This window comes from Psychrobacter sp. LV10R520-6 (assembly GCF_900182925.1).
Lineage (GTDB): Bacteria > Pseudomonadota > Gammaproteobacteria > Pseudomonadales > Moraxellaceae > Psychrobacter.
The window spans coordinates 708,828-732,002 of the sequence record NZ_LT900024.1; the positions used below are offsets into that span (position 1 = coordinate 708,828).

The 23,175-nt window shown below is 43.7% G+C and carries 17 protein-coding genes; 12 read left to right on the forward strand and 5 right to left on the reverse strand.

Annotation, left to right across the window (positions count from 1 at the left end):
* Positions 1–178 precede the first annotated feature (178 nt).
* From U1P77_RS02995 to U1P77_RS03020, 6 genes are all read left to right on the forward strand, one after another.
* Positions 179–610, forward strand: coding sequence for an ExbD/TolR family protein (locus U1P77_RS02995; RefSeq protein ID WP_321155922.1), 432 nt, complete (start codon positions 179–181; stop codon positions 608–610).
* A 248-nt stretch (positions 611–858) separates the two neighbouring features.
* Complete coding sequence (gene msbA / locus U1P77_RS03000) at positions 859–2,646, forward strand: lipid A export permease/ATP-binding protein MsbA (protein ID WP_321155923.1); 1,788 nt, start codon at positions 859–861, stop codon at positions 2,644–2,646.
* 177 nt (positions 2,647–2,823) lie between these two features.
* Positions 2,824–4,014, forward strand: coding sequence for a tetraacyldisaccharide 4'-kinase (gene lpxK, locus U1P77_RS03005; RefSeq protein ID WP_321155924.1), 1,191 nt, complete (start codon positions 2,824–2,826; stop codon positions 4,012–4,014).
* A 57-nt stretch (positions 4,015–4,071) separates the two neighbouring features.
* The gene (kdsB, locus tag U1P77_RS03010; RefSeq protein WP_321155925.1) at positions 4,072–4,935 is read left to right on the forward strand and encodes a 3-deoxy-manno-octulosonate cytidylyltransferase; all 864 of its coding nucleotides are present in this window, start codon (positions 4,072–4,074) and stop codon (positions 4,933–4,935) included.
* 106 nt (positions 4,936–5,041) lie between these two features.
* Positions 5,042–6,172 (forward strand): DNA polymerase III delta subunit-related protein, encoded by a 1,131-nt coding sequence (locus tag U1P77_RS03015; RefSeq protein WP_321156594.1) that lies wholly within the window; start codon positions 5,042–5,044, stop codon positions 6,170–6,172.
* Positions 6,173–6,323: 151 nt separating this feature from the next.
* Positions 6,324–6,671, forward strand: coding sequence for a PilZ domain-containing protein (locus U1P77_RS03020; RefSeq protein ID WP_321155926.1), 348 nt, complete (start codon positions 6,324–6,326; stop codon positions 6,669–6,671).
* A 132-nt stretch (positions 6,672–6,803) separates the two neighbouring features.
* Here the strand turns inward: U1P77_RS03020 and ppk2 are convergent, their stop codons facing one another.
* Positions 6,804–7,817, reverse strand: coding sequence for a polyphosphate kinase 2 (gene ppk2 / locus U1P77_RS03025; RefSeq protein WP_321155927.1), 1,014 nt, complete (start codon positions 7,815–7,817; stop codon positions 6,804–6,806).
* Positions 7,818–8,147: 330 nt separating this feature from the next.
* On the reverse strand, positions 8,148–10,007 hold the full coding sequence (locus U1P77_RS03030; protein WP_414479035.1) for an acetyl-CoA C-acetyltransferase: 1,860 nt from the start codon (positions 10,005–10,007) through the stop codon (positions 8,148–8,150).
* A gap of 622 nt (positions 10,008–10,629) precedes the next feature.
* Between U1P77_RS03030 and U1P77_RS03035 the strand changes: the two genes are divergently transcribed.
* The 4 genes from U1P77_RS03035 to U1P77_RS03050 all read left to right on the forward strand — a co-directional run bounded on the left by U1P77_RS03035 (position 10,630) and on the right by U1P77_RS03050 (position 15,682).
* Positions 10,630–12,030, forward strand: a complete 1,401-nt coding sequence (locus tag U1P77_RS03035) for a 3-oxoacyl-ACP reductase (protein WP_321155928.1) — start codon at positions 10,630–10,632, stop codon at positions 12,028–12,030.
* A 377-nt stretch (positions 12,031–12,407) separates the two neighbouring features.
* Positions 12,408–13,325, forward strand: coding sequence for a MaoC family dehydratase (locus tag U1P77_RS03040; protein WP_321155929.1), 918 nt, complete (start codon positions 12,408–12,410; stop codon positions 13,323–13,325).
* 100 nt (positions 13,326–13,425) lie between these two features.
* On the forward strand, positions 13,426–14,046 hold the full coding sequence (locus U1P77_RS03045) for a protein tyrosine phosphatase family protein (RefSeq protein ID WP_414479036.1): 621 nt from the start codon (positions 13,426–13,428) through the stop codon (positions 14,044–14,046).
* A 199-nt stretch (positions 14,047–14,245) separates the two neighbouring features.
* On the forward strand, positions 14,246–15,682 hold the full coding sequence (locus U1P77_RS03050) for a serine hydrolase domain-containing protein (protein WP_321155930.1): 1,437 nt from the start codon (positions 14,246–14,248) through the stop codon (positions 15,680–15,682).
* A 9-nt stretch (positions 15,683–15,691) separates the two neighbouring features.
* Here the strand turns inward: U1P77_RS03050 and U1P77_RS03055 are convergent, their stop codons facing one another.
* The 3 genes from U1P77_RS03055 to U1P77_RS03065 form a co-directional block, all read right to left on the reverse strand.
* Positions 15,692–16,942: a cation:proton antiporter gene (locus tag U1P77_RS03055; protein ID WP_321155931.1), complete on the reverse strand. Its 1,251-nt coding sequence runs from the start codon at positions 16,940–16,942 to the stop codon at positions 15,692–15,694.
* A gap of 246 nt (positions 16,943–17,188) precedes the next feature.
* Entirely contained in the window at positions 17,189–19,075 is a 1,887-nt protein-coding gene (ilvD, locus tag U1P77_RS03060; protein WP_321155932.1) for a dihydroxy-acid dehydratase, read from the reverse strand.
* 180 nt (positions 19,076–19,255) lie between these two features.
* On the reverse strand, positions 19,256–20,008 hold the full coding sequence (locus U1P77_RS03065; protein WP_321155933.1) for a hypothetical protein: 753 nt from the start codon (positions 20,006–20,008) through the stop codon (positions 19,256–19,258).
* Between the two features lie 297 nt (positions 20,009–20,305).
* Here U1P77_RS03065 and U1P77_RS03070 point away from each other — a divergent pair, with 297 nt between their 5' ends.
* A complete protein-coding gene (locus U1P77_RS03070) occupies positions 20,306–20,746 on the forward strand; it encodes an HIT family protein (RefSeq protein WP_321155934.1) in 441 nt (146 codons plus the stop codon).
* Between the two features lie 370 nt (positions 20,747–21,116).
* Positions 21,117–23,165, forward strand: coding sequence for a BCCT family transporter (locus U1P77_RS03075; protein WP_321155935.1), 2,049 nt, complete (start codon positions 21,117–21,119; stop codon positions 23,163–23,165).
* Positions 23,166–23,175: the final 10 nt, after the last annotated feature.

Genomic DNA, 23,175 nt, shown 5'->3' on the forward strand with positions numbered 1-23,175 from the left:
ATACCCCATTAGGTATAGTCAGTACCAAATAAAATGGATACACATATGATTTCGTATAGCGGGTAAAAAGTTTTCTAGCTTGCTGTGCGATTGCGGTACTTTTCGAGCCTTCGAAAATTTCTCCCAGCCATAGTGTATTCGTTTTAAAGGCGCTCAACTATACATTGAAGAGACTGCTATGCGCTTTAGAAAACCTACCGTCGAGCCACTTGAAATTAATCTGACCCCAATGATTGATTGCTTGTTGTTTTTGATTATATTCTTGCTGCTTGCGACTTCGTTTAATCATTTTAGCCGCTTAAATATTATCCTCCCTGAAGCTGAGGGTGTGGCACAAATGGAGCAAAAGGACAGTATTGAGGTGGCTGTGCAAGAAGATGGCAGCTATCTGGTCAACGGTATTATTCTCGCTAGTAGTAGTGAGGCTGAACTGACCAACATGCTACAGCAAGAGGCGGGCACCAATCGTGACATGCTGTTTGTTATTGCCGCAGATGCTAACGCGACTCACCAATCGGTAGTGCGGGTGATGGATATCGCTGGTAAATTGGGGTTTTTAAATCTAAATATCAGTACAGTGGTACCACTCGGTCAGACTCTACCACAATAATTTTCGATTGGGTTTTATGAGCGATTCCGTGATTGAATCGAACTGTTCAAATACCACGTTATTCCAGCACAGATACCCTTGGTAACAAAATGCTATACTTTATCGCCCATTACTGCGGTTAACTGTCGTATTTAAACCGTTGATCAAAACGTCTTGTATCGCTGTTTTATACGCATGCTACTGACGTTATATACCGCCACGCTCTAAGTGTGAAAAACTCACGTATTTATATCCGAATTGAGGCTTTTATGAGCCAAGCTCGTCAATCTGACTCTACAAAGACTTCTGTTAAAAAAACACCAGCACCGCCACTTAGTCCACCTAAGCACAAGACCTTATTGCGTTTACTGAGCTATCTAAAGCCATACTGGTGGGCGCTGATGCTAACCGTTGTCGGTTTTGCCATCAATGCGGGAACCGAGATTTGGATTGCTAAATTATTGCAATATATCACTGACGCTATCAACCAAAACAACCAAAGCAAGCAAGATTTATTTCCATTCATTATTATTGCGCTATTCTTTGTGCGCGGTGTGGGTAGCTTTTTGGGTAACTACTATACGGCCTTAGTATCGCGGAATCTGGTTTATGAGCTGCGGGTGCAGGTATTTAATAAACTACTGCGCTTACCGAGTTCGTTCTATTTAGCCAACCCAGCAGGTACGATATCTTCTAAGCTTATCTTTGATGTGGAGCAGGTGACTGCTGCCAGTACGGACTCGTTGAAGACCTTACTGCGTGATGGTCTAACGGTCTTAGCTTTGATGGGCTTTTTGCTTTATAGCAATTGGCGTTTGACCTTAATTTTATTTTTAGTGTTACCGCCAATATTATGGCTGATTCGTATTGCCTCTAGGCGTTATCTTAAACTGTCAAAGGGCATCCAAGAAACTATGGGTGATGTCAGTCACATCACTAATGAGGTGATTGGCGGTTATCAGGTGGTCAAAAATTATGGCGGGCAAGCTTATGAAGCGAAGCGTTTTGACGCTACTTCAAAAAAGAACCTACGCCAGGGCATGAAGGTAGTCGTTACTAACAGCATTAATACGCCAGCGGTACAGCTATTGATGGCAATTGCAATGGCCGTAGTCGTGTGGCTTGCGCTACGTCCTGCAGTCATTGATAATATCTCAGCGGGTGAGTTTATCTCTTATATTGCGGCGGCGGGTTTGCTCAGTAAGCCGGTGCGCTCGTTGACGGATGTCAACCAAAAATTGCAAAAAGGTATTGCTGCTGGTGAGTCTATATTCGCGCTCATCGATGAGCCTGAAGAAGAGGACACAGGGAAGCTTAATCCGGCCCTATCAGGCGCGATTCATTTGGAGAATGTCAGCTTGGTCTACCCAGACTCGACTGTGGCCTTACAAAACTTTAACTTAGACATACGGGCAGGCGAAACCGTCGCGTTGGTTGGTCGTAGTGGTGCAGGTAAGTCGTCTTTAGTGAACTTACTAACGCGCACCCTGACGACTTCTTCAGGGAAAATTACGATGGACGGTATGCCGATTGAGGACATTACTTTAGAGAGTTTGCGTTCGCAGATTGCGATGGTCAATCAGCAAGTGGTACTGTTTAATACCACCGTATTTAATAATATTGCTTATGGCGGCCTAGCGCAAAAAACACAGGCTGAAGTTGAGCTTGCAGCTAAAGATGCCTTTGCTCATGACTTCATTATGAAAATGCCGCACGGCTATCAGAGTGAGATTGGGGCTGAAGGTTTGCAATTATCTGGCGGACAGCGTCAGCGTTTATCTATCGCTCGTGCTCTCCTAAAAGACGCGCCCATTTTAATATTGGATGAAGCCACCAGCGCGCTTGATAATGAGTCGGAATATTTCATCCAGCAAGCACTCGATAATGTCATGAAAAATCGCACGACCCTAGTCATTGCTCATCGCTTAACCACTATTGAATCCGCCGACCGCATCGCAGTGATGAATGGCGGCCAGATTGTCGAGATTGGTACCCATAGCGAACTGATGCAAAAGCAAGGTCATTACGCGCAGATGTATGAAAGAGATTTTGAGTAGCTTTTTGCTTTTGATAAAACGATTGAATAGCCAGTTATTAAAAGATTGTTAAGTAATAAACAGTCTTTTAAACGTCAGATAATTTAAAAGCTGCTAAGTAAAGACGCGTGGTCAAATTTCTAATAAATGACAGTACGATAATCCATAATTAAGCAATGATAGGTGAAGTGGTAGCCCATGAGCATTGAAACGACAATGACCCGTGCATGGCAACGTCAAGCTGCTTGGTTATGGCTATTGCTGCCTCTTAGCTGGCTATATGGTTTGATAATGATGCTGCGCCGTCAAGCTTACCAAACAGGGCTGTTTAAAAGCTATCGTGCTCCTATTCCTGTTATGGTAATCGGTAATATTACGGTCGGTGGCAGTGGTAAAACGCCACTAATTATAGCTTTGGTCAGTTATTTACAGCAGCATGGGGTAAAGGTCGGGGTCATTAGTCGCGGCTATGGTGGTGATAGTAGCAAAATGCCAGCATTAGTCACTGCAGATAGTGTACCTAGTGAAGTCGGTGATGAGCCGTGCTTGATTGTTAATATGACCGGCGCGGCGATGGCAGTATGCCCTGATCGTAAGCAAGCGATTACTCTGCTATTAGATGCGTACCCTGATTTACAGCTGATAATAGCGGATGATGGCTTACAGCATTATGCGTTGCAACGAGATATTGAATGGATTGTGGTAGATACGGCACGCGGTTTTGGTAATCAGCAGCTGTTACCGACAGGATTTTTACGGGAACCAATGTCGCGGCTAAAAAATGCTAATGTGATCTATCATGAAAAAACCAATAGCACAGTAACGCCTGCCAATCAAAAATATGGCCATCAATACTATCATCAATACAACGATCAGTCTTCAAATACGCGTTTAACCATGCAGTTACAGCCAGATAGCTTACAACTTTTATGGCAACCTTTGTTCCCTAATGTTCAACTAAACAGCACGGAGTCTGCTGATAAATCAGCACCGACTAAAGGCAGTCAAGTCCATGCGGTTAGCGGTATTGGCTATCCGCAGCGGTTTTTTGATACGCTCAGCACGCTTGGCTTTGACGTTATTCCGCACCCTTATCCTGATCATTATGATTTTAGCCTTGCTGAGCTGTTGCAATATACCCAGCAGCCAATCATTGTCACTAGCAAAGATGCGGTAAAAATAAAGACCCTAATAATAAATGAATTATCGTTAGAAGCCAAAACTAAGCAAGCGCTCAACGATGATTACAAAAAACTAATAAGTAGACTATGGGTATTGCCAGTAACAGCGGTGTTATCTGATGGTTGCTATCATGAACTACATCAGCAATTAACGACTTTGGGTATTCACATTGAGAGTGATAAAGAGAGCACAATAAGCACGCCTTAGAATTTTGTATAAGTTCTTAATATGAGCTATTTGTATGACTTATTATAGGAATTAATCATGTCGTCAGCACTAACTCCCGTAACATCAGTAATGCCCGCCAAAACTCATATTGTCATTCCCGCGCGTTTTAAAAGTACACGTCTACCTGGCAAGCCGCTATTGCACATTCACGGTAAGCCCATGATACTTTGGGTAGCTGAAAAGGCACAGGTCGCTCATTTTGCCGATGATATGTGTATTGCTACTGATGATGAGCGTATCGCTAAGGTCTGTATGGATGCCGGATATGAGGTAGTGATGACGCGTGCTGACCATGCCTCAGGTACGGATCGTTTGGCTGAGGTCGCTGCCATTAAAGGCTGGGCGGATCATGATATCGTGGTCAATATGCAAGGCGATGAGCCACTAATACCGCCGCTGCTATTAGAACAGGTCAAGACCTTATTGGTACAAGATAGCGATAGCGTCATGGCGACTTTATATGAACCTATTGATGATTACCATACCTTTATGCGTCCATCGGTAGTTAAAGTGGTTAGTCAAACTCATAACCATCAGCAGCGCGCGCTTTATTTTAGCCGTGCGCCTATACCTTGCGATCGTGATGTAGCACTGGCTATGGAAAGCAAGAGTCAGGGTTTATCAATAAAAGAGCTATCACAATTGCCACCGCCAAAGCATGCCTATCGACACTTAGGGTTATATGCTTACCGGGTTAGCTTATTACAGCAGTTTGTCCACTGGCCACAAACGCCACTTGAGATGCTTGAGAGTTTAGAGCAATTACGGATTTTAGAAAATGGCGGTAATATTGCTATCGCTGCGGCCGCGCTTCAGTTACCAGCAGGCGTGGATACTCAAGAAGATTTAGACCGTTTAAATGCTATGAGCTTAACTGAATTTCAAAGCGATATACAATAAATAGCCTAAATATAAGTTAAGCTAAGCTATGTTCTTAAAATAAGTTTTAAAATTATTACGAAATTCCAAGTGCCTATCAAGTTATGGAGCAGTAAGTGTGAGTGACATGACAGATGCAACGAGTATGACAGATAGTATCTATTTTGCGCCGCTATTACCGTGGCAGCAACACCTATGGACACAGCTTACCAATCGAGTATTAACACCGCCGCAGTCGTTACCGCATGCACTGTTAGCTGCTGGTATGCAAGGGATGGGCAAACGTGCGTTTGTTTGGCGCTTGGTGGCGTGGTTATTATGTCGCGAACGTAGCAGTCATCCCTTGGGTGCCTGCGGCGATTGCGAAAGCTGTCAATGGCTAAGATCTGGTACTCATCCAAGCTTGCAAGTGTTACCTATTATCACTATGCCAATCAGTGCCGACCATGCTAATAGCAGGGAAGCATCAAGCAGTACTACGAAAAAGAGTAAATCAAATAAAAAGTCTGCAAAATCAGTAAGCAATGCCGCGCTGACGATAAAGGTTGATGACATCCGTGCATTGCAGCCTTTTATCTATCAAGGCGGGCGAGGGATGCGAATTTGTGTGTTAGACCACGCCGAGCAAATGACCATTGCCGCCGCTAATGCGTTGTTGAAGACCTTAGAAGAACCGCAAGCGCAAGTCCATCTTTTTCTTATTAGTGATACCCCTGCGCAGCTCCTACCCACTATTAAAAGCCGTGTCCAGCAGCTGGCACTGCAATCTATTGATGCCAAGGTCGCGCTGGAGTATGTCACCCAAGCGTTGGGTAGCACTGTCAATCGTGAAGCTGTTGGTAATGAGGCGATTGAACAGCTGTTACAATTGGCAAATGGCGCGCCTTTAGCCGCTATCGATTTAGCTCAGGCGCCATGGTATAGCAAACGCGCACTGTGGTTAACCACGTGGCAAGCGCTACGTAGTGGCAAACGTAGTAGTGTGGCAGCAAGCGACTATTGGCAAAACCAGCTCAGTATCGCAGAATTTATCAAGCTGTCCGAGCTGATGTTACTCGATATCCGGCGTGTTTGTTTGGGGCTTAACGCGGTTCAAAAAGATGTCAATTTGTTAGCAGCACTAAAAGACTATCAACCTTCCGATAGCGCGTTAGAGGCATTAGCAATTAGCTTACAACAGACGAAAATGTCACTACAACAAAATGTGCAAGAAAAATTTGGCTATGATAAGCTAATGCAAGATTTGACGCTTCTATAGTTTAGTGTTGATAATCTAGCCTCTATAACCGAATACTGCGTAATCTAAATAAAAAGCCAGATTACAATTTTATATTATTAGTCTAAATGCTGTTAACAAAGCATTTAGATAAAAAAGCATTTAGAAATACATTTAATTTGGGGAGCTGATCATGGCAATGCCAGGACGTGGCGGGATTGTTATCTGTCATATTGCAGATGTCGCAACGTTATATGCCAGCTACTTATCTTTTGTAAGTAATGGTGCCTTGTTTGTTCCCTCTAACCGCGTTCAGCAGCTGGGCGATGAGGTGTTTATTGCTGTTACGCTACCCAATTCCAGTGAACGCTTACCGATGAATGGTAAGGTGGTTTGGATCAATCAAAAAGCCCAAGCCAGTCGTCCAGTAGGTTTTGCCGTACAGATGGGCACTGATGTCGCAGGACAAAGAATCAAGAACGAAGTTGAACGCTTATTGGCCGGTAAAATTGATGGTTTGCAGTCTACTTATACTATGTAATACCATTGCCAAAGAGTAAGCTAAGAGTGTCAGACTCGTTAAGCCTACTCATTGTAATGCCTGCACTTGTCTTCTTTAGTTTTTGGCAATGGTATATATTATATCGTCATAATATTCTGGTAGTAGCTCCCTTTAATAACGTGGGGGCACATACATATCGTCCGGAATAGGCTCGCGATAGTACTCATCATCACGTTTGCGATCTGGCAATTCCACCTCTTCACGCGGCACCTCTTTATAGGGTATCTGCTCAAGCAGATGAGCGATACAGTTTAGGCGCGCACGTTTTTTACTATTACCCTCAACTACCCACCACGGCGCTTCGGGAATATGGGTACGCTCAAACATGGTCTCTTTCGCCTTAGTATAATCCTCCCAGCGTCGACGAGATTGCAAGTCCATTGCCGACAGTTTCCACTGCTTGAGTGGGTCATGAATCCTACTCATAAAGCGCGAATGCTGCTCATCATCGGTGATCGAAAACCAATATTTCACTAAGCGGATACCAGAGCGTACTAGCATGCGCTCAAACTCGGGCACCGACTGAAAAAACTCCTCGTACTGCTCATCGGTACAAAATCCCATTACTCGCTCAACGCCAACACGGTTATACCAGCTGCGATCAAACAGCACGATCTCGCCAGCTGCTGGCAAGTGGGCAACATAACGTTGAAAATACCACTGCGACTGCTCGCGCTCTGTTGGTGCAGGTAGAGCCGCTACTCTACAAACTCGTGGGTTTAGTCGCTGGGTAATGCGTTTGATCGCGCCGCCTTTACCGGCAGAGTCACGGCCTTCGAATATTACTACGATACGCTCACCGCGATCAACCACCCAATCTTGTAATTTAATCAGCTCACGTTGCAAGCGTACCAGCTCTTGGAAATACATACGGCGATCAAGCCGGTCTTGCTCGGTCATCTCAAAGCCATCAAAACGAAAATCGCGTATATAATCATCTACTTCGTTTTCAAGCTCTTCATCATAAGTATCGATTAAATCTTCATGCATTTTGCGGCGCAGCTCATCATTAAAAATTTCTTTATCCATCCGCTCAATGAAGTTACTTTGTTCAGCTGAGCTGAGCTCGCTACGTTCTTGCGGCGTTAGAGATTTTGGGTCAATTGTTGAAGGTATCCTCGCCATAGTACACTCCTTATGAGTCAGTTCAGATTCATTTGTTATTGTTGCTACTTACTTTAGCACATCTAATCTTGAGCCTAAAAATCTAATCTTCAGTCAAAACAAGCTATAGTCAATCTAATTCAAAAACGGCACGTTGCTACAAGCGTAGTCCTTTTATAGCGTAGTCCTTTTATTTTGGATCGGCTATATGCTTTATGATTTATTATTCATTCTATCAATTATTTCTATTTCTTTATGAGAACAATCCTAATTAATAGTCAAAAAATTACCCTCTAATCAATCGATTAAAGGGTAATTTTTATAACTCAATCAGATAAAAACTAGATGCTATTACTTCTCTAAGATGCAAGTCACGCCTTGGCCACCAGCGGTACAAATAGAGATAAGGGCACGACCTGAGCCTTTTTGATCCAGTAATTTAGCAGCAGTGGCTAAAATACGACCGCCAGTTGCGGCAAATGGATGTCCGGCAGCGAGTGATGAGCCATTCACGTTTAGCTTGCTACGGTCAATAGAGCCTAATGGCGCATCAAGTCCCAAGCGCTCTTGGCAGAAAGTGTCATCTTCCCAAGCGGTTAGTGTTGATAACACTTGTGAGGCAAACGCTTCATGAATCTCATAAAAATCGAAGTCTTGTAAACTAAGACCCGCACGCTCAAGCATACGCGGTACCGCGTAAGCTGGGGCCATCAGTAAGCCTTCTTTATTACCAGATTTACCAATAAAGTCAACAGCGGCCGTTTCTTGATGCACGATATAAGCAAGAGGCTTAAGGCCGTGCGCTTCTGCCCATTCATCATTAGCCAATAGCACACACGAAGCACCATCCGTTAATGGGGTAGAGTTAGCCGCAGTCATGGTTGGATTGGCATTCTTTTTACCAAACACCGGCTTGAGTTTACCCAGCTTCTCAAGGGTAGAATCTGGACGCAAATTATTGTCTCGAGTCAGGCCTTTATAGGGCGTGATTAGATCATCAAAGAAGCCTTCATCATAGGCACGTGCTAAGTTTTTATGGCTATTAAACGCCAGCTCATCTTGATCTTCACGGCTGACATTCCATTCAAGCGCAGTGATTGCTTGATGATCGCCCATTGATAGCCCCGTACGTGGCTCACCATTTTGTGGAGAATCGATTAAGTCTTTTGGATTAAGGCCCATCAGTGCTTGCAAACGTTGCTTATTATTTTTAGCAGCGCCTAGCTTAATAATGACTTTACGTAGACCGTCGCCGATAGCGATAGGGGCATCTGATGTGGTGTCAACGCCGCCAGTAATGGCTGAATCAATGATGCCAAGCGCAATTTTATTAGCAGAGGCAAACGTTGCTTGTAGACCGGTGCCGCAAGCTTGTGAGATGTCATAAGTCGGGGTATGCGGATCTAGAGCGGTATTGAGTGCCGACTCACGGGTTAAGTTGATGTCGCGGCTTAGCTTCATTACTGCACCAGCGACGACTTCGCCCAGTTGCTCGTCTTGCAAATTATAGCGTTCAATCAGACCATTAAGCGCGGCAGTAAGCATATCAATATTGCTAGCATCGGCATACGGGCCGTTTGAGCGAGCAAATGGAATACGGTTGCCACCTAAAATAGCGACGCGATGCTGGCCTGAAACGAGTTTGGTACTACTGGTCTTTTTAGCTGCGGTACGCGTTTTTTTGACTGCGGCTTTGTCGGATTTTTTATCACTGTTGCTTTTATCAGTGCTAGATTTTTTGGGGTCAGCCTCTTTTTCTGCTGATTTTTCGTTACCTTTTCCAGTTGATTTTGTAGCTGTATTTGAGTTAGCAGTGGTATCAAAAACGTTCATATCGTCAGCGTCATCTTTTTCAGTAACGTTGTTTTCTTTAGCATCGTTATCGAGGTCAGCAGCTTGTGAATTGGCAGTAGTATTTAATTCATTGAGCTCTTTAAGTTCATTAGACTCATCAATTAAGTCCTCTTTAAGCTTGGCTTTTTTCTGCGCTTGTTCTTCAGTTTGACTGTCTGTTTTATCACCATCCACTAATTCGCCCTCAGTATCGACAATATCAGTTGCCTGTTTGAGCTCAGCGATAGAGTCATAATACCCATTGCTCTCTTTATCGTTGTTCTTAGTTTGGTTACTAGTGTTTTTATTGTCAGTTACTGTGTTGTTCTTTTTGACAACAGTGCTTTCAATGACAGGGCTATTCTTTTCGTTAGTCATAAAATTGTCCTTAAAATATATAGATGAAAATGTAATAGGAAAACAGCTGCGATAAGTAAAACATGCTATTAATATATAAGATGGTAGCTGTTTATGATAATAACTTTTACCGTGTTATTGTATGTCTTTAGCAAGTCAGGTAACGGTTACTTACTTTTGGATAGAGTTTCAGTACACAAACAGGTTGGTAACGATTGTTGACATTGAATCAGAGTATATTCGATAATATATTGTTATCAATACGTAAAGTAATTATAACTTATAGGTTTTATCTTAACATAAGCGTTAATTTTTTAAATATAGAGAAGGTAACTGTCTGGTCTATAGATTGTTGTGGGCTACTGGTTTGTCGACAGATCTTTATAGAGATTACTGGATTTTGGACTTGTTTACGACGGGCGTGTATAGTTAAGACAGTTTTATAGCTATTTATTAAATACCAATAACTTTTAATAATTATAATGGTTATGAGTCTTTATACATAAGCTCCTATAATAAGTGCCTATATTAAATAATAAGTGCCTATGTTAAGCGCTTAAGCGCACTGTTGGGCACGTTGTTAGGCGCATTATATTTTTTGTTTACCCTTATTTAATTTAACCGCTAACTACAGGAATATGTTATGTCAGACCGTTATGGTGATTTTGTTCAGTCTTCTCTTGGCAAAAAAGTTGCGAAAAACTTAGGTTTACCCTTACCAGTAAATCTTGATCGTTTCGAAAGTGGTCAGCGTCTGGTTCGAGGCAGCGTACTCGTTGGTTCAGCCACGGGTGACGATAAGCGTATCAGTGAATCAGTAGCTCGTATTTTTTCGGATCTACATGCAGAAGTATTCGTTAATAGCTCTGATAGCATCAAGGACGCTCTCGCCGATGCGGATATTGAAGCAAAAGCCAACACTGGCGGCGATGATAAGTTCAAAGTATTATTATTTGATGCCAGCAATATCAGTAACGCTGATGAGCTTAAACAGGTTTATGAGTTCTTTCACACGGTTGCACGCCGCGTTGAGAGATCAGGTCGCGTCATCATTATCGGTCGTCCGCCTGAAGCTATTGATGATATCGAAAATGCACTTGCCCAGCGTGCCCTTGAAGGCTTTGTGAAGTCTGTCGGTAAAGAATTTAAACGCGGTATTACGGCGCAGCTTATCTATGTCGCTGAAGGCGCTGAGCAAAACCTTGACTCAACGCTACGCTTCTTTACTTCAGCGCGCTCAGCTTATGTCTCAGGACAAGTGGTACGTGTTGGTAAGGGCAAGACCTTTGATGTCGATTGGACGCAGCCGCTAGGTGGAAAAACCATGCTGGTCACTGGCGCAAGCCGCGGTATTGGTGAAGCAATTGCCCGGTTGTTGGCTCGTGAAGGCGCTCATGTGATTTGTCTGGATGTTCCGCAGCAGCAAGCTGACTTACAAAAAGTGGCTAGTGAGATTAGTGGCTCAGCATTGATGCTCGACATCACTAATGAGGATGCTGGCGAAGAAATAGCGGATGCTGCTGAAAAACGTGGTGGTCTTGACGCTGTTATTCACAATGCTGGCGTGACTCGTGATAAGACGCTCGCTAACATGGATGAGAAAAAGTGGGATATGGTCATCAATATCAACCTTGCTAGTATTGCTAAGCTTAATCATTACATGCTTGCCAATGATGTTTTAAAAGATGACGCGCGTATTGTTTGTGTGTCGTCAATCTCAGGAATTGCCGGAAACCCTGGCCAGACCAACTATGCGACCTCTAAAGCAGGGGTTATTGGACTGGTCGATGCGACGGCTAAACAGTTAGAAAACAATGCAAAAGGTATGACCATTAATGCGGTGGCGCCAGGCTTCATCGAAACGCAAATGACCGAAGCGATTCCATTTGCGATTCGCGAAGCTGGTCGCCGTATGAATTCAATGAGCCAAGGGGGATTGCCGGTAGATGTTGCCGAAACGATTGCATGGTTTGCTTCACCTGCTTCGGGTGGACTAAACGGCAATACTATCCGCGTTTGCGGTCAAAGCTTATTGGGTGCTTAATTGTCATTTATCTGTAACCATGAGCTCGAAATAGCTAGATATTATCAACACATAATGAGTTGTATTTATAATATATAAATAATTCTAAATATTTGATTTTAATAGTTATTTTTAATTCAGCTCACATATGCTTACGAAAAAATTACTAATAAATTGTAATAAAGCTGCCCAAGGGTGGCTTTTTTATGATAAAAACACAGGCCTAACAAGCTAAATTAGCGGTTGTCGTTTTTATATTCGCTTATTTTTGTATTCGCTTATACCGTTGATTGGACTTATCGTGTTATCCATCGTTTAATAAAATGCTGTAATATAGCCACTCAATAGCCCATGGATGCGCTAAGAAAATTTGCTCAAGCCTCACTTAGGATAGATTTATGTCAGATAAACACTATGATGCGTTGCCAAAAACGCATACCACCTACGCCAATATTATCAAAAGCTTATTGCCTATTGGTGATAACGCTAAAGTCGGTAAAGATGAGTTGCCACAAGCGACTTACTATGTGGACGATCTGCACATTGATCAGAGTAACCTCCAAGATTACCGTAAAATATGCGGTTTTGCTGATGATGGAAAAGTGCCTGTCACCTACTTCTCGGTGCTGTCACAGGCGCTGCAAATGAACATGATGGTCAAAGAACCGTTCCCCTTTGCAATGTTAGGTCTAGTACATGTGGACAATAGCGTCACACAGTATCGTCCTATTGGTGAGCGTGAGACCGTTGCGATGTCGGTGACGTTTGATAATTTACGCGATCACGCCCAAGGTCAGCAGTTTGATTTTGTCACGACTATCAAGTCACATGAAAAGGTGATTTGGCAAGGGACATCGACCTATTTGTCACGCAGCAAAAAACCTGACAGCAGCGTGAGCACCAAAAGTGCACCGCGTCCGGTGACTGTCAAGCCGATGGTAGATGAAGAAGGGGTGCATAGCATCTTTGAAGTGCCTGAAGATATTGGTCGTCGTTATGCCTTTGTTTCTGGTGATTTTAATCTTATTCATTTACATCCCTTATCAGCGCGCGCGTTTGGGTTTCCTAAAGCTATTGCGCATGGTATGTGGTCAAAGGCTAAGTGTTTGGCGATGATGGGCGAGTTACCGGATGCTTGTACGGTTGAAGTGTCATTTAAATTACCTATTTTCTTGCCAGCAGAAGTGGAGCTAATCGCTGAGCCGGTAACGGAACTTGAGAACGTAGAAGACAGCTGTAATTTTGGTTTATATAGCGCTAAAAATGATAAACCGCATCTTGCAGGTGTTATTAAGCTGCTTGATGAAGATGAGTAGGCACCGATATAAATACTAATATAGATACTAATATGAGTATTTATATTGGTATCTATAACTGTCAACCTTTACTTAACCACCCTATTTAACTACCAAAATTATGACCATGACTTCACACAAAGATTCTACCAGCCTCCAAAGTTCTACCAGCACAACTGTCCCTAATAGCTTATCAGCTCCAGCGTCTACTACTGATCAAGTAGCCGCTAGCAATACTGCTTCTGATGCTGATAAGATAGAGCACAGCAAGGATATCGATGCTGATAATGGTATTGACCTTGCGGCCGTTCTTGAGCCTTATTTTCGTCCTGATGAACAAACTATTGTATGTGGTGCGCTCGATAATGACAAAGTTACCGCTTTGGCGAATGCCGGGGTTGAATTAGTGATTAACTTGCAGCCTGATGATGAGCTAAACTTTGACGAGGCCGCTGCTGTTGAGCAAGCTGGCATGTACTATCAGCAGTTGCCAATAAGCGGCACTAATGATTTGAAGCAGCTAAAAATATTAGCATTTGATAGTGTTTTGCGCCAATATCATGGCAAAAAAGTAGCTATGCACTGCGGAACTGGTAATCGCGTTGGAGCAGCTATGGCACTACGAGCAGGCTGGCTACGTGGGCGCAAGATGGAAACTGCAATGGAGCGTGGACGTAGTCATGGTCTGACGATGCCACAGCTGACACAAGAAGTTCATAACCGTTTGTTAGTGCCACGCTAAGTAGTTAGATATATATTAGGTATGCAGCAGTTATATTGATCTAGGGAACGATAAAAATATAGTTTTTTTTAAAAATAACAGGCGACCAGTAGGTGGCCTTTTTTTATATCAGCAGGGCCTAGTTTTAGGATTTTATTCTAAGGCTTTCACTATTCTAATCAGCACTAGCAATTAGATAAATAATAAATAAGAGGCAGTCATGACAGACCGCAATAAAACCAATCGTCCTAAAAATAACGGTCATAAGGACAGCACTGCGATCAATCCTAAAATTCAGCAACGCATGCAACAGCTATTAACAGATTTGCAGCTTGATGATGCGCCAGCTGGTGGCTCATTGGTGATTTATCAAGCCGGTAAATGTATCGCGCAGGCCAGTGTTGGCATGGCGCAGGCAGAGTTACCGTGGCGGCTTGATACCTTGTCTCTAAACTTCTCTACCGGTAAAGGGGTGCTGGCAACATTAGTGCATGTTTTAGTGTCACAGCAGCTGTTAGATTATGATCTGCCGATTGCCAAATATTGGCCGATATTTGCTGCTAATGGCAAAGCAGATATCACTTTGCGCGCGGTTATGTCGCATCAAGCCAATCTATTTGCGATTACTACTATTGATGCTGATAGTGAGACATTACTTGATTGGGATGAAATGGTCGCTAAAGTCGCGGGTATGCCGAGGACTCAGCCCGATAATGCTGGGGAATATAATAGCGACTCGTATGCCAGTGGCTCATATACCAGTGCTTATAGCGCCTTGGTTTATGGCTGGATATTGGGCGGTTTGATAGAGGCAGTTACGAATATGTCGCTTGCCGCAGCGCTACGTCATTATCTAACTGAGCCATTAGGTATTGCTGATAGCTGCTACTTTGGTGTGCCCGCTGATAAAGTAGATGATGTGGCAAAATTGGTTAAAAACTTTCATGCGAAAAAGCAAGACAGCCCGCAACACCGTAGCAAACGTCATAAACCTGTTCTAAAAGCTGAATCTGCGCAGACGCTCAGTACTTATGCCAAGCTGACCAGTTATAACTGCTGGCAACAGCAAGCAATGAGCCGCAAGATAGCACCGGTAGAAGCCAAGCTAAATACAACGCAAATAAACCGTCTGTACTTTGATCATAACCAGCTCAATTTAAAAAACTATAAAGCAGCATTAATTCCTAATGGTCAGCAGGCCATTGACTATTATAGACCGCAGACCTTACAAGCGGTCTTACCAGCCGCTAATGGTGTTGCTTCTGCACAAGCACTGGCTACTGTCTACGCGATGCTGGCAAATGGTGGCAAGTGGCAGGGGAGGACACTCATTGACAGCGCAACATTTTCGCAGTTATCCGCGCCACAAGTCACAGGTATGGACGCCGTCATGCCAAGTAATATGGACTGGCGCTTGGGTTACCATCGTCTCTTTCACCTTTGCCAAGATGAGCGTCAGGTACAGGGAATCAATACCAGTGAGCCAGAAGGGTTTGGGCATATGGGCTACAACGGTTCAGTAGCTTGGTGTGATCCAGCGCGACAACTGTCATTCGCTTTTGTGCACAATTTTGACGTCACTATGCTTAATGATATCCGACAGTTTGCGCTGACGGAAGCCTTGCTGAAAGTGATAGATACAGAGACGCTCGATTGATGACAGACATTAATCGTGCGCCTTTTTTGGTGTCATTTTCAATAGCCATGGTGCACTTAAACCATGGACGAAAATAGATGCCAAAATCACGATAGAGCACACCACCCACAATTTAATCGCATCCTCTTCGCCAAAAAATCCTTGATTGAGTGCATAAGATAAATAATACAAAGTCCCAATACCGCGGATGCCTAGAGCAGAAATAGCGTATTTCTCGGTATGGTGCATATTAAGCCCTGATAGCGCGAAGATACCGCCAACTGGACGTATTAGTAATAAAAACGTAAAGCTAATGATATAGACTCGCCACGTTAGCTCGACTCCAGATTGTAAGCCTTGACCAATAAACATGCCGAAAGTTACTAGTACTAATGACATCAGCAGCCCTTCTGACTGTTCAGCGAAATCATGCAATTTTTGATGATAAGTATGCTCACACTCCGAACGACGGAACGTAAACGCGGCGACAAACACCGCAATAAAACCATAGCTGTGCACCAATTCGGCCAGTCCGTAAGCCAGAAACGTCAGCGCAATCACCACGTAACCTTGAGAGATGGTGGTCTCGTTCGTGTGTTTTGAAAATACTATTTTCGCTAGGATTTTACCGACAATGATGCCCGCCACTACCCCTGCACCAATTTTCCACAGTACATCATGGGTAAACCACGACCATAACATCTCGCCATCAAAGCGCTTTCCTTCGCTGTAGGCTTCTGCTATTTTTATCGCCAGATAAACAAAGGGAAAAGCTAAGCCATCATTTAGTCCTGCCTCTGAAGTTAAAGTGAAGCGCGGCGTATCCTCACTGCCGGTATTAGGTGGCCCTACTTGAATGCTGGAGGCCAGCACTGGATCGGTAGGCGCAAGTACCGCACCTAACAAAATCGCGGCGCCCATGCTGAGACCAAACGCGTAGTAGCCCAAAAATGCCATCGCGAAAATACCAATTGGCATAGTGATGAGCAATAGCCGTACGGTTGGTCGCCATAATCGCCAAGATAATGGCGTATCAATCTTGATACCGGCACCGACTAGGGAGACTAACACCACAATCTCGGTGAGCTTTTCGATAATCATACCATTTTTAAGTGGATCTAAAAAAGTTAGTGTTATCCAGAAATAGCCTACTATAATCCCTAAAGTTACTTGTAACATGGGCAAGGAAATAGGGGCACGCTTAAATACAATAGGGAATAGTGCGCCAAATAAGAATGCGATACCGCAGATTAATAAAAATAAATTGTAGTTTTCAGCCATAAGGTTTGTGCACACGGGTATGTGAATTTTAATGGGAACAAGCGCTTAGAACAGCGTTTGTTAAGACTTATAGTCAACTCCTAATAAGCCACTTATCATGACAATAAAATAGGTATATTTCCGCAAAAAATAGTTATCAAATCGCCAGCTACGTTGTTTTTTGGTGAAAAAAAAGCCTGCTCAAGGCAGACTTCTTATTTATTTAGCATTCAGATCCAATAAAATGACCGTTATAACAAAATTATCCTAACGCTCGACTTGAGTCACATCGCGCACCGCACCGGTATCAGCGCTGGTAGTCATGGCGGCATAGGCACGTAAGGCAGGTGAAACATGACGCTGGCGATGAGTAGGCTTCCAGGCATCACGTCCACGACTTTCCATCTCTTCGCGGCGCGCGGCTATATCAGCATCACTTACTTGCATGTTAATGGTACGGTTAGGAATGTCTATATGGATGATGTCGCCCTCGTGAACCAGACCAATCGCGCCGCCTTCAGCCGCTTCAGGGCTAGAATGGCCAATGGATAGGCCTGAGGTACCACCAGAGAAACGACCATCAGTGAATAGCGCGCAGGCTTTACCGAGGCCTTTAGCCTTCAGATAAGTAGTCGGGTAGAGCATTTCTTGCATACCCGGACCGCCTTTTGGGCCCTCATAACGGACGATAACCACGTCACCGGCCACAATACTATTGGCTAACACGGCCGCTACCGCGTCGTCTTGGGATTCAAATATACGCGCGCGTCCGGTGAAGACTAAAATGCTTTCATCGACACCGGCAGTTTTGACCACACAGCCACGCTCCGCGATATTACCGTAAAGGACTGCAAGACCACCATCTGCGGTATAAGCATGCTGGGCACTACGAATACAACCTGACTCACGGTTAACATCGAGGTTCGACCATTCTTTTGATTGTGAGAAGGCTTCAGTGGTACGGACGCCGCCTGGTGCTGCGATATATCGCGCCCGCGCCTCGGTATTGTCAGGATTCATAATATCCCATTTATCAATAGCAGCTTTCAAAGTTGGACTATGAACCGTCGGCAAATCAGTTTTGAGCAAGTTGATACGGTCAAGCTCGGCCAATAGCGCAAAGACACCGCCAGCGCGATGTACATCTTCCATATGATACTTTTGCGAGGCAGGGGCAACCTTAGCCAGACAAGGTACATTGCGACTTAAACGGTCAATATCAGGCATCTTAAAGTCGACTTCTGCTTCATTAGCGGCGGCAAGCAGATGCAAAATAGTATTGGTCGAGCCGCCCATGGTTATATCTAAGGTCATCGCATTTTCAAAGGCCGCTTTAGTAGCGATTGAGCGCGGTAGGACTGAATCATCATCTTGCTCATAGCGACGTTTGGCAAGCGACACAATAGTACGTCCCGCTTCTAAGAACAGCTCGCGACGTAGTGAGTGAGTCGCCAACAGCGAGCCATTACCCGGTAATGCCAATCCTAATGCTTCGGTCAAGCAGTTCATAGAGTTGGCAGTGAACATACCAGAGCATGAACCACAAGTGGGACAGGCTGAGACTTCAATAGCGGCGACATCTTCATCACTGATACTCTCATCTGCCGCATCCATCATTGCATCAACAAGGTCAAGCTTACGAATGGTACTGCCATCACTGTCTTCATTATTATGACTTTTTCCGACCGTACTGGCGAGAACTTTACCCGCTTCCATTGGGCCGCCCGAGATAAAGATGGTAGGAATATTAAGACGCATGGCGGCCATTAACATACCGGGGGTGATTTTATCGCAGTTAGAGATACAAACTAGGGCATCCGCGCAATGGGCATTGACCATATATTCCACAGAGTCAGCAATCAAGTCTCGGCTGGGCAAGGAGTACAGCATACCGCTATGTCCCATAGCAATACCGTCATCGACCGCAATGGTATTAAACTCTTTCGCAATGCCACCAACACTCTCAATCTCGCGCGCGACCAGTTGTCCTAAGTCTTTAAGATGCACATGACCGGGCACAAACTGGGTGAATGAGTTAGCAATCGCAATAATAGGTTTGCCAAAGTCACCATCAGTCATGCCTGTGGCGCGCCATAGTGCTCGCGCACCTGCCATATTACGACCGCCAGTAGAGGTTTTTGAGAGATAATCCATACAATGTTCCTTACAGTTAGGCGAGGTGTATTAAAACTTTCACCTTCAGATGTGACGTTGATAGTGTGCTTCTTATAGAGAGTGAGTACTAGTGAATAATACTAAGTCGTTACCATACCATTAGATATAGATAACTGAAAATAATCAGCCGATAACTATAAAGCACTTAAGTATAAAACCCTACTCAAGACGTTCTAAAATCGCTGTTTCAAACCAAGGCAGTTCGGCTTTATCAGCCTCTAGTTTGGCAATGACGGCTAATGCATGAGTCGCTGGCAAGAACTGATAATCAGAGCTGGGCTCAATAGTAAATAACTGCTCATTGCCTTCGGCTTGCTCATCAATACTGATTAGCGTCTGTTTGTCATTTTTGTGCAGCACATCAATACGACCAAAAAACTGCCAGTCTTTAAAAGCCGCAGTGACCGCTTCTTCTGCGCCTTGGGTATAAAGCTGTTGGGTGCTTTTGCCAGTATTGGTCCAATGTAGACGTACCGCTAATTGCAATGCTTCGCTAAACACTACCAATGAGCCAATAACTTTTACATGCCAAGGGCTTGCCAATAAGTCGCCTGTAATGCCAATAATTTTGGCAGCGGCAGCGGCGGTCATTGGGGTGTTAAATTGTGCGAGTAACGCTGGTGTTAACGGATGTGCCTCTTTAACACTGTCATCCAAACTATCGTAGTGATATAAAAATAGCATCGGTAATTCTTGGGTCACCGTTCTCTTACTGATTTTACAATTATGAATGCGCCAGCTAATAGCAGGATCTGTCAATGTCTGCGCCAATATAATAGCGTTGGGATCGATAGTTTTGCTATTGCTACTGTCGACAGCAGGTTTTTGCGGCTCACTACTAGAGGTAGCCGTTTTTATAGCATTAGGTGGTTCTATATAAGTGTCAGTATTTTCTGATAATTGAGTGGGCAAGGCAGTCAAATCCGTAAACGTAACGTTAGAAACATAGGGTATTAATATAACATTTAAACCACGCTACTCGCTAATAAATTAATGCGCTCAAAATATGAGCATTGTTATTGATAATATGAGATTCATTATTTGTAGCGTTTGAATGAAAATTTTTAGTAGTCAACTTACTTCGTTGTCTCAGCAACTTGTACTGTCAGCGGATTTCGTCCACTATATTGTAGACACCGTACTTAACAGCAATAACTGTCAAATGCTATTATCAAATAGCCAAATTATCAAAACTTAAGGAATAAAATAATGAGTCAAGCCAATCAACAAATCACTTATGATGATAACAACATTTTTGCCAAAATGCTTAATGGTGATATTCCGTATCATAAGGTATATGAAGATGATAAAACGCTCGCCTTTATGGATATCATGCCACAAGCAGAAGGTCATGTACTGGTCATTACCAAGCAAAAAGCGATTGATTTAGGTGACCTTGAGCCCGAGTATGCCGCTGCGGTATTAATGACGGCCAAAAAAATCATGCAAGCGCAGCGCCAAGTGTTTGAGCGTGAGGGCATTATTCAAATGCAACTCAATGGCGCACAATCAGGACAAACCGTTTTTCATTATCATGTGCATCTTATTCCGAGCAGTATTCATGAGCTGGGACGTCACGCAGTTACGCAAGCGGATCATGAAGTGCTTGCTGATACCGCTAGAAAACTTGCTGCTGTGATTGCTGCTTAATTATACGTTGTTTGGTTCATTAATCACTTAAATTATGAATATGATGATTGATATTTAGATTTAAAGTCATTGTTTTTCAAATCGATAAAGAGGCAGCTAGCAAGTTGCCTTTTTTATTGCTTGGTAATATTCCTGTAATGAACGTTAAAATAATGTTACAAGATAGCGATAATTCTGGGGTTTATAGAGGGTTTGTGGTAAACATTACCCTTATTTGGGCACTTGCTTGCCCTATTTTTTGACTTTTCCTGTTGTGAGGATTAGGTTCTTGTGCTGTCAGAAAGACATGCCTATTTTTTCTGAGGGGGTCTCTGGTAAGGGATCGCTTTAAAGGAAACTGCTTTTTTGATACTTTTAAGAGACAGCTGTTATGAAGAATAAGTTACCTCGCTCTACTATTTTATTGCCGGTATTTGTGCCGGCGGCTGTCATCATGCTTCTATTAATGATTGGCACTGCTGTTAACCCTGAAGCGGCTGGCGAGCTATTCAGTACCGTGCTGAATTTTACCACCAATACTTTTGGTTGGTTTTATATGCTGGCCGTGGCACTGTTTTTGATGTTTATTATTGCATTGGCATTTTCGCCTTATGGCAGTATTAAGTTAGGTCCCGATCACGCTGAGGCTGAGTATAAGTTCCTCGAGTGGTTTGCTATGTTGTTTTCGGCAGGTTACGGGATTGCTTTGCTGTTCTTTGGAGTAGCAGAGCCGGTAATGCACTTTGCCAGTCCGCCACTCTCTGATCCACAGACCATCGAGGCTGCCAAAGAAGCGATGCAAATTGCTTATTTCCATTGGGGCTTTCATATTTGGGCCATCTACGGGGTGGTAGGGTTATCACTGGCGTATTTTGCCTTTCGTCATGGTTTGCCGCTGTCGATACGCTCGACGCTATATCCGTTAATCGGTGATAAAATCTATGGTCCTATCGGCCATACCGTCGATGTGTTTGCGATTGTGGGTACCATGTTTGGTATTGCTACCAGCTTAGGTCTGTCGGTATCGCAAATTAACGCGGGCTTAAACTATCTGTTACCAGATCTGATTCCAGTTAACACGACGGTACAGGTCATCGCTATTGCCTTAATTACAGCAGCGGCCTTGGTATCAGTATTAGCGGGGATGGATAAAGGCGTGAAGCGCTTGTCTATCTTAAATATGGTGTTGGCAACTGCACTGATGTTTTTCGTATTTATCGTCGGTCCGACCATATTTATTCTCAATGCCTTTATGGAAAATACCGGCAGCTACTTGGGTAATATTGTTGAGCGTACCTTTAGTTTGCAAGCTTATGAAAGCAGCGATTGGATGGGCAGTTGGACGTTGTTTATTTTTGCATGGACGATTGCCTGGGCACCATTTGTTGGTCTGTTTATTGCCAAAATTAGCCGTGGTCGTACCATCCGTGAATTTGTGTTTGGGGTGATGCTGGTACCTACCTTCTTTACCTTCTTTTGGTTTTCGGTATTCGGTGATACCGCCCTGCATATGATTATGGTAGATGGTTATACCTCCTTAATCGCTGATGTACAAAATAACCAAGCGATTGCGTTATTTAAACTATTAGAAAAACTACCCTTTACTGAGTTTGTCTCTTCATTAACCATTTTATTGATTATTACCTTTTTTGTGACTTCATCAGATTCAGGTTCACTGGTCATTGATTCATTAGCCGCTGGTGGTCATAGTGATACGCCATGGTGGCAGCGGACGTTTTGGGTAGTGACTGAAGGGGCGGTGGCATCAGTGTTACTGCTTGCCGGTGGCCTGACTGCATTGCAAACAGCCGCTATTGTCAGTGCCTTACCCTTTGCAATTATTATATTAATCTCGATGTTTGGGATGTGGCGTGCGTTACGGATTGAGGGACATCGTAACCAGAGCCTTGGCAATGATAATAGAATACCACCGCATCTACTCAAACCCTCGGCATGGCGCGAGCGTATTGACTATATGACTGATAAGCCCACTAGTGATAAAGTCTTAAGCTATATCAAAGAGGTGATTATGCCCTCAATGATAGAAGTGTCGACTAAGTTTTCGGAAACCGGCTGGACGACTCATGTCAATTACGATGCGGTCAATAATCGCGCCGTCCTTGAGTTACAACGTGGTGATGATGTCGAGTTTTGGTATGAAGTGCGTTTATCTGAACATGATGCACCAGATTACTACACGGAGGATAAAGCTGATGAATTGCCACAAGAGCATGATCATCGTGCTGAAGTCTATCTACGCCGCGGTGGTCAGACCTATGACTTATATGGTTATCAGTCCGAGGCAGTCATCAATGATATTATTGATCAGTTTGAGAAGTATTTACACTTCATAAATGTCTCACCAGATACTTTACCGTGGCGTATGCAAGAGCATGATGACGATATTACGCTAGAACAGGGCAGTGTGTTTGATAAATAAATATAGCCAA

What these genes read in the sequence shown, in the direction of transcription:
- U1P77_RS02995 (WP_321155922.1), top strand. Translation starts at nt 179, where the DNA reads ATGCGCTTTAGAAAACCTACCGTCGAGCCACTTGAAATTAATCTGACC.
- msbA (WP_321155923.1), top strand. Translation starts at nt 859, where the DNA reads ATGAGCCAAGCTCGTCAATCTGACTCTACAAAGACTTCTGTTAAAAAA.
- lpxK (WP_321155924.1), top strand. Translation starts at nt 2,824, where the DNA reads ATGAGCATTGAAACGACAATGACCCGTGCATGGCAACGTCAAGCTGCT.
- kdsB (WP_321155925.1), top strand. Translation starts at nt 4,072, where the DNA reads ATGTCGTCAGCACTAACTCCCGTAACATCAGTAATGCCCGCCAAAACT.
- U1P77_RS03015 (WP_321156594.1), top strand. Translation starts at nt 5,042, where the DNA reads ATGACAGATGCAACGAGTATGACAGATAGTATCTATTTTGCGCCGCTA.
- U1P77_RS03020 (WP_321155926.1), top strand. Translation starts at nt 6,324, where the DNA reads ATGGCAATGCCAGGACGTGGCGGGATTGTTATCTGTCATATTGCAGAT.
- ppk2 (WP_321155927.1), bottom strand. Translation starts at nt 7,817, where the DNA reads ATGGCGAGGATACCTTCAACAATTGACCCAAAATCTCTAACGCCGCAA.
- U1P77_RS03030 (WP_414479035.1), bottom strand. Translation starts at nt 10,007, where the DNA reads ATGACTAACGAAAAGAATAGCCCTGTCATTGAAAGCACTGTTGTCAAA.
- U1P77_RS03035 (WP_321155928.1), top strand. Translation starts at nt 10,630, where the DNA reads ATGTCAGACCGTTATGGTGATTTTGTTCAGTCTTCTCTTGGCAAAAAA.
- U1P77_RS03040 (WP_321155929.1), top strand. Translation starts at nt 12,408, where the DNA reads ATGTCAGATAAACACTATGATGCGTTGCCAAAAACGCATACCACCTAC.
- U1P77_RS03045 (WP_414479036.1), top strand. Translation starts at nt 13,426, where the DNA reads ATGACCATGACTTCACACAAAGATTCTACCAGCCTCCAAAGTTCTACC.
- U1P77_RS03050 (WP_321155930.1), top strand. Translation starts at nt 14,246, where the DNA reads ATGACAGACCGCAATAAAACCAATCGTCCTAAAAATAACGGTCATAAG.
- U1P77_RS03055 (WP_321155931.1), bottom strand. Translation starts at nt 16,942, where the DNA reads ATGGCTGAAAACTACAATTTATTTTTATTAATCTGCGGTATCGCATTC.
- ilvD (WP_321155932.1), bottom strand. Translation starts at nt 19,075, where the DNA reads ATGGATTATCTCTCAAAAACCTCTACTGGCGGTCGTAATATGGCAGGT.
- U1P77_RS03070 (WP_321155934.1), top strand. Translation starts at nt 20,306, where the DNA reads ATGAGTCAAGCCAATCAACAAATCACTTATGATGATAACAACATTTTT.
- U1P77_RS03075 (WP_321155935.1), top strand. Translation starts at nt 21,117, where the DNA reads ATGAAGAATAAGTTACCTCGCTCTACTATTTTATTGCCGGTATTTGTG.